Genomic DNA, 7328 nt, shown 5'->3' with positions numbered 1-7328 from the left:
GGACATGGAAAAGACCATGTCCAGCCTAAATAAGATAAGAATCTTAGAAAATGATGAGCAAAAAAAGACAAATCCCAACTCAAATGAAGCATTTGAGTTGGGGTTTGTCGACAGTCTGAAAGAACGCTGAATTAGCGTTCTTTTTTAATATTTAGCCGTTATCCAATTGGGTGTCCAGCTGTCATAACCCAAATCGATCCGAACACAACTACGATTCCCATAAAGATGGCATAAATAGTGTGGACAACTTTTGTATCTCGATCTTCACCTTCAGACATGTGCATAAACATGAATAGCTGTAAACCAGCCTGTATAATTGCAAAGATAGATATAATCGTCCATTTCATAGATGTTGCTAAGGAGGATTTCAAGACTAACCAAGCAGCGGCAAATGTAAGAATTAGCCCTATAACGTAACCAATAATGTTACCTACACCAGATGCATGTGTTTTATTATTCATAGATTACATCAACCCTCCTAAATAGACGAATGTAAAGATGAAAATCCAAACGACATCTAAGAAATGCCAATAAATACTCCAAATATGCACTTTACTTGCTGTAATAGGAGTTATGCCTCTTTGAACTAATTGGATTGCCAATAAGATAGCCCACACAACACCAAATGTAACGTGTGCACCGTGTGTTCCTAGTAGTGTTAATAAACTTGAACCAAATGCACTAGTTTGTATTGTTAAACCAGCATGTGCATAATGGATAAATTCATTAATTTCCATAACAAGGAACCCTAATCCAAATAGCAGTGTAATACCGATCCAAATATTAGCTGATTTTACTTTGCCCTTACGTAAAGAAGTAATGACATAGCCACAAGTAAAACTACTTGTTAATAAGAGAATGGTTTGAATCATAACATCTCTTATAACAAAAACTTCAGGACCTGTTGGACCTTCAGCTGTACGGTTATGATATACGCCATACAGTGCAAAGAGTGTTGCGAACAGTATAATCTCTGCTGCAATGAAGATCCAGAAACCTAATATATTCATTTTTCCGAGTTCCGACTGATATTCAGTCGGAACGGAATAGTTGGTTATTTTGCTTTCCATTGTTGTTCACCCCTATCTTTGCGTTCAGTTTCGATTACTTCCTTAGCCGGGATATAGAATCCATCGTCATATTGGAAGGAGTTGATCGCCATTCCTAAGAATGGAAGAGCTAGAGATGCAATTGCTAAAGCTTGGAATTCCCAAACGAACAAGAACCCACTAATAAAGAATGCAAGACCTATATATGCTGGCAGCCAAGAATGGCTAGGCATATGAATATCTTTAATTTCTTTTTCATTTACAAACTCTTTACCAGTTTGTTTTCTGTGCCAGAATTCATCAATTGCTTCAACTTTAGGAATTACTGCAAAGTTATAAGCTGGTACTGGAGTTGGAACCATCCATTCTAATGTTCTACCTGTACCCCAAACATCGCGTTCAGTAATACGTTTTTCTTTCAACGTACTGTAAACAATATTAATAACAAAGATCGTTACACCTGCTGCAATGATTAAAGTACCGATAAAGCTTAGCATGTATAGTGGTGCAAATCCTGTTTCAGCAGAGTAAGTGTACATACGTCTTGCTGCACCGTCTAATCCTAGGAAGAACATCGGTAAGAATGTTAAGTTAAACCCGATATTAAATAACCAAAAATGCCAGTTTCCAAGTTTATGGTTCAGTTTAAAACCGAAGAATTTTGGCCACCAGTAATAGAATGCTGCGAATACTGCGTAAACAACCCCACCGACTAATGTGTAGTGGAAGTGAGCAACTAGGAATAATGTATTATGATATTGGAAGTCTGCAGAAGCCATTCCAAGCATAACACCAGTTACTCCACCAACTAAGAATGTTGGGATAAAGGCAAGCGCCCACAACATTGGTTGTTCAAAGACAATACGTCCTTTGCGCATTGTAAAGAGCCAGTTGAATAGTTTAATCCCAGTAGGTACCGCAATTGCTAAAGTTGTAATTGAGAATATTGAGTTTACTGTTGGACCTACACCCATGGTATAGAAATGGTGAACCCAAACAAGCAAACTAAATACAGAGATCACGATAACAGCCCATACCATTGAATGGTATCCGTATAGACGTTTCTTCGAGAATGTTGCAACAACTTCAGAAATAATACCGAAAGCAGGTAAAATAACGATATAAACCTCTGGGTGAGCCCATAACCAGAATAGGTTAGCCCACATCATATCTAGACCACCGTCGGCAACGGTAAAGAAATGCGCACCGAAAATACGGTCTAACATACCTGCTAGTAAAGCAATTGTAAAAATAGGGAAAGCAATGATCATGATTAAACATGTAATTAGCGTAGTCCAAGTAAACATTGGCATTTTAAATAATCCCATACCTGGAGCACGCATTTTCAAGATTGTTACCATAAAGTTAATCGCTACAATCATCGAACCGAATCCAGAAATCTGAATCGCTATATAGTAATAGTTGTTACCGATCCCAGGTGTGAACTCTTTACCTGCTAATGGGAAGTAAGAAGTCCATCCTGCATCTGGTGAACCACCGACTAAGAATGCGATGTTATAAAGTATTGCTGCAGATGCAGTAATCCAAAAACCAAGTAAGTTTAGTTTAGGGAATGCAACGTCTCTTGCTCCAATTTGTAGCGGAACAATAAGGTTCATAATACCAAATATAACAGGCATCGCCATGAAGAAAATCATGATTGTACCGTGTGCAGAGAACACTTCGTTAAAGTGTTGTGCGCTTAAAAATGTATTTTCCGGTACAGATGTTTGATATTTCATCATTAAGGCATCGATACCACCACGCACAAGCATAACGATACCGAGAGTGATATACATAATACCGACTTTTTTTGCGTCTGTGGAAGTTAACCATTCATTCCACAACCAACCCCACTTTTTAAAGTAGGTAAGTCCAGCGACAAGACCAATAGTTGATACAATCAATCCGATAAATGTCCAGAACATTATCGGTTCTTCAATAATTAATATTTGATCCCATTTAATGTCCACTATGGTCACCTCCGTCATGTTGTTGACCTGCGTTTTCAGGATCATGGAAAATTTTTCCTGGGTATCCATGTCCGCGATATGCTTCAGGATTTAAGATTTTTTCGTTTGCGTTACCACCATGATCAGCATGGTTGATCCACTGTAAGTGTGTACCGACGTATGTTTCTCTTCCAAGATGTGATGGTTGAAGTTTTTCGTAATATTCTTCTTCCGTTAATTCATCTGCGTATTCATGTACTTCAGCTACCCATTTTTCGAAATCTTCTTGGGAAACTGCTTCTACACTAAATTCCATTTCTCTATATCCTTCACCATTAAAGCTTGTATTTCGACCGAAGAATTCTCCTTCTCTTTCAGCAACAATAGGTAATTCTGTTTCCATATTTGCCATTGTATATTTTTGTCCAGCTAATTGTGGAATCCAGAATGATTGCATTGTTCCTGCTGACGTAAGTTTGAATATTACCGGACGATTTGTTGGAATTGTTACATAGTTAATTGTTTCGATGTTTTCCTCTGGATAACTGAAAATCCATTTCCAGTCTGCAGAAGTTACATGGATAACTAAAGGTTCTTCATCTGCATATTCTGCAGGTACTTCTTCTAATGCATAAAGTGATTTAACTGTAGGAACTAGTAAAATTACAACAATAATAATTGGAATTAATGTCCAAATGATCTCGATTACTTTGTTACCTTCTTCTTGCGGAGGCATATAGTCTTTGTTATCTGGTCGAGCTCGATATTTCCATACAAAAGTAATAAATAGTGCAAGTACAACTACAAAGATAATCCCGATCCAGACAAGTGACCAGTTGATGAGGTCAGTTAGAATTTGTGCCTGTGGTCCAGCTGAATCAAAGATAATCAATTCACAGCCGCTTAAAACAAAGAGTGCCATAAGCAAGCTGACGGAAAGAATTAGGCCTTTAAGCTTTCTCATTTAACTCTCCCTTTCTATTAATTTTAAAATTTGAACTTTGCAGATGGGGTTATTGCATAAGGTCACAATTTTGACAAAACATTTTCACAAAATTGTCAAAGTTGTTACTTATTTCACAAAAGTAAACGAGACTTTTATGAAAAGGTTTTCTTAGGATGAATGAAAAAAATTCAAACATAAATAATATAGTTTTCACTACACTCATATTGTAAACCATAATTGATAAGTTTGGAATTTTAATTTGTGACAAATTCGTTAAGGATTAAAATGGCACTTGTATTTGTGAAATAACATACGTAATGGCTAATCCACTAGAAAAAATATTTTGATATAACTTAAAATCATTTTACGGTGTCTACTTATATTTCATAAAAAAAATACATACACTAAACATGATATTCTTTTGAATATCAAATCCTACCACGAGGTGATTTCATGCGATTCCAAAATCGTGTTGATCGTACCCATGAATTGTTCCGTTATAATTGGACAAGACCGAAACGTATGAATTCGCAAGTAAATGGCCAAACAGAAATGAGTCAATCAACATTTATTCGATTAAGAGATGCGAAGGCCAATCATCGGTAGGTAGGAAAGAAGAATATCACATTGTAAAGGGCAGGAGTCTATTCCTGCCTTTCGTCATGTTTTAGTTGTAATATTAGACATATATTCTTTATAATGTTAAACTTTCCAATCATTTTATTAGATGGTAATATAAAACAAGCAAGTCCTGATGGAATGGACTTAATTCGAATTAAAGATGTTAAAGGATAAAATTTATTCATATAAAACTTTTAAAAAAATACATTGATATTGGACAAAAAAATTACATCACGTTAGATTAAGACTAATAGGAGGACGAAGCATTACAATGGAAAATTGGATTATGGATATTATGAATCAGTTTGGATATTTAGGTGTTTTTCTACTGATCTGTATAGAAAATTTATTTCCACCTATTCCCTCTGAAATTATATTAACCTTTGGAGGATTTTCCACCCATTCTACAAATTTAACTGTTTTAGGTGTTATTTTTTATGCAACTTTAGGGTCGGTAATTGGTGCAGTTATTTTGTACTGGTTAGGGCGAATTTTACACATTGAACGGTTAGAAAAAATTGTTGACCGCTGGGGGCATCTTTTGCGGTTACAGAAAGAAGACTTATATCGTGCAGATCGATGGTTTCAAAAGTATGGATATTGGACTGTGTTTTTCTGTCGAATGATTCCGTTATTGCGTAGTTTGATTTCCATTCCAGCTGGCATCTCGAAAATGAACTTCTGGATATTCATCTTTTTTACAACAGTAGGTACAATTATATGGAACTCCATATTGGTCGGTCTTGGTGCAAAATTAGGTGAGAATTGGGAGACAATTGTATATTATATGGATATTTATTCGAATATTGTATATGCAATTTTAGCTATGATCATTATTGGCGTGATTATTTACTTCTTTCGTAGAGGAAAAAATAAACAAGTATAAACAAAATGATGTCGAAATGAAGGAGTTTTTAAATGGAAGTTTTAATTTTTTTAAAGGCACTTATACTTGGAATGGTTGAAGGATTAACTGAGTTTGCGCCTGTATCGTCCACGGGTCATATGGTTATTGTGGATGATTTATGGTTAAAATCACAAGAGTTCTTAGGTAGTCAGTATGTGGCAAATACTTTCAAAGTTGTTATTCAACTTGGATCGATCTTAGCTGTTGTTGTAGTATTTAAAGATCGTTTTATTGATTTATTAGGACTTGGAAAAAAAACGTACAAAATAGGTGAAAAGCAAAAAGGTCATTTAAAATTAACTCATGTCATAATCGGGATTATTCCTGCAGGGGTTTTAGGGGTTTTATTTGAAGATATTATTGATGAGATTTTATTTGGGGTTGAATATGTAGTCATTGCATTGTTTCTTGGTGCCTTTTGGATGATTTTTGCTGATGTATTTTCAAAAAGGCGCCCGGTTGTTGCTGAAACCGTAGACCAAATGACTTACAAACAAGCTCTATTTATGGGGCTATTCCAATGTATGTCGTTATGGCCAGGTTTTTCTCGGTCTGGTGCAACGATATCTGGTGGGGTTGTGTTAGGTTTGAGTCACCGTGCTGCATCAGATTTTACGTTTATTATGGCAGTACCAATTATGGCAGGAGCAAGTGGACTATCCTTAATAAAAAACTGGCAATATTTTACAATGGATGCTCTTCCATTTTTTATCGTCGGTTTTATCGCAGCTTTTATATTTGCATTAGTTTCGATTAAATTCTTTTTAAAACTAATCAATCGAATCAAATTGGTTCCGTTTGCTTTATACCGTATTATTATAGCGATCATTATTATGTTATTTATTTTTTAATTCTGAAGGATTTGACAGATAATAAATTTATCTTTCAAATCCTATTTTTTATGTATAGAATTTTAGAAACATTGATACGTGTTATTACGTCCTCTACTAATGAGGTGGTTGAATGAATCGAACATTAAGTAAAAATATAATTTGGATTTTAGTTGGTATTTTTACCATATTACTACTTAATAGATTGTAGTAGTGCTAGTGGAAATGAAAGGCAAAAGGTTCATAATAAAGAGGAAGGTGTAAAAATGGAAGAACAAAAGGAGAATTTAAATAAGAGCGAAGAAAAAAATGGATCAATTGAGAAAGAATTCGTAAATAAGAAAGTGGGTTCTGAGGTAGCTAAACATTTTCAAAGCCTATTACAAATAAAAAAAGAGGATGGGAATTTGCTACTAGACTTTACATTGAACAACATTTCAAAAGAAGACTTAACACTTACTTTTACTTCTGGACAACATTATGACTTTCTTATATTTAATAAAGATAACAATCTTATATATCAATGGTCAAAGGGCCGTTTTTTTACGATGGGAATGAAAGATGTTATGTTGGAACCAGGAGATCAATTAAAGTGGAGTACTTCTTGGGATTTTGAAAATCAAATCGGAGAACAAGTTTCTAAAGATGAGGAATACCTAATCGAATTTTTAGTAACAGCACAAGTCGAGCCGAAGGTATCTCCAGAAGAATTAAGGTCAAAAGAAAAATATATTCCTTAAATATCAATATACATTATTAATGGAGGAGTTGTCCTATTTTGAATTGGACAACTCCTAGATCTATATTAAAGGAAGGAGAGCCTTGATAATTCTACTATAAAAAATAAATTTGAAAAAACTATGAACAAACTATGACCCAACCATTAAATTAATTCTAAAGATTAGATGTAGTATAGATTTATGGACACAACTTGGTTAAGTCATTAATATTAAACTAACGAAAGGTTGTGTCCGAATCATGAGTCAAAAACGGTATAATCAAGAATTTAAACAAACAGTAGTT

The 7328-nt window shown here is 34.7% G+C and carries 8 protein-coding genes; 4 read left to right on the top strand and 4 right to left on the bottom strand.

Features of this window, described 5'->3' with window-relative positions; genetic code table 11:
* Positions 1 to 158: 158 nt before the first annotated feature.
* From qoxD to qoxA, 4 genes are read right to left on the bottom strand one after another with little or no spacing between them, the layout of a single operon-like run.
* The gene (gene qoxD, locus OEV82_RS15710; protein ID WP_173661762.1) at positions 159 to 461 is read right to left on the bottom strand and encodes a cytochrome aa3 quinol oxidase subunit IV; all 303 of its coding nucleotides are present in this window, start codon (positions 459 to 461) and stop codon (positions 159 to 161) included.
* Positions 462 to 464: 3 nt separating this feature from the next.
* The gene (gene qoxC / locus OEV82_RS15705; RefSeq protein ID WP_263062400.1) at positions 465 to 1070 is read right to left on the bottom strand and encodes a cytochrome aa3 quinol oxidase subunit III; all 606 of its coding nucleotides are present in this window, start codon (positions 1068 to 1070) and stop codon (positions 465 to 467) included.
* Entirely contained in the window at positions 1055 to 3022 is a 1968-nt protein-coding gene (locus OEV82_RS15700) for a cbb3-type cytochrome c oxidase subunit I (RefSeq protein ID WP_173661758.1), read from the bottom strand. The genes qoxC and OEV82_RS15700 overlap by 16 nt, the downstream gene beginning before the upstream one ends.
* Complete coding sequence (qoxA, locus tag OEV82_RS15695; RefSeq protein ID WP_173661756.1) at positions 3012 to 3965, bottom strand: cytochrome aa3 quinol oxidase subunit II; 954 nt, start codon at positions 3963 to 3965, stop codon at positions 3012 to 3014. The genes OEV82_RS15700 and qoxA overlap by 11 nt, the downstream gene beginning before the upstream one ends.
* 435 nt (positions 3966 to 4400) lie before the next feature.
* Here qoxA and OEV82_RS15690 point away from each other — a divergent pair, with 435 nt between their 5' ends.
* The 4 genes from OEV82_RS15690 to OEV82_RS15675 all read left to right on the top strand — a co-directional run bounded on the left by OEV82_RS15690 (position 4401) and on the right by OEV82_RS15675 (position 7045).
* Positions 4401 to 4553: a YpzG family protein gene (locus OEV82_RS15690; RefSeq protein ID WP_173661754.1), complete on the top strand. Its 153-nt coding sequence runs from the start codon at positions 4401 to 4403 to the stop codon at positions 4551 to 4553.
* Between the two features lie 286 nt (positions 4554 to 4839).
* Positions 4840 to 5454 (top strand): DedA family protein, encoded by a 615-nt coding sequence (locus OEV82_RS15685; protein ID WP_173661751.1) that lies wholly within the window; start codon positions 4840 to 4842, stop codon positions 5452 to 5454.
* 32 nt (positions 5455 to 5486) lie between these two features.
* Positions 5487 to 6326, top strand: coding sequence for an undecaprenyl-diphosphate phosphatase (locus tag OEV82_RS15680; RefSeq protein ID WP_263062399.1), 840 nt, complete (start codon positions 5487 to 5489; stop codon positions 6324 to 6326).
* A gap of 245 nt (positions 6327 to 6571) precedes the next feature.
* The gene (locus tag OEV82_RS15675) at positions 6572 to 7045 is read left to right on the top strand and encodes a BsuPI-related putative proteinase inhibitor (RefSeq protein ID WP_263062398.1); all 474 of its coding nucleotides are present in this window, start codon (positions 6572 to 6574) and stop codon (positions 7043 to 7045) included.
* The last annotated feature ends 283 nt before the right edge of the window (positions 7046 to 7328 follow it).

Source organism: Pallidibacillus thermolactis, assembly GCF_025660415.1.
GTDB classification, from domain to species: Bacteria; Bacillota; Bacilli; order Bacillales; family Caldibacillaceae; genus Pallidibacillus; species Pallidibacillus thermolactis.
This window is presented reverse-complemented; position numbering and strand designations above follow the sequence as displayed.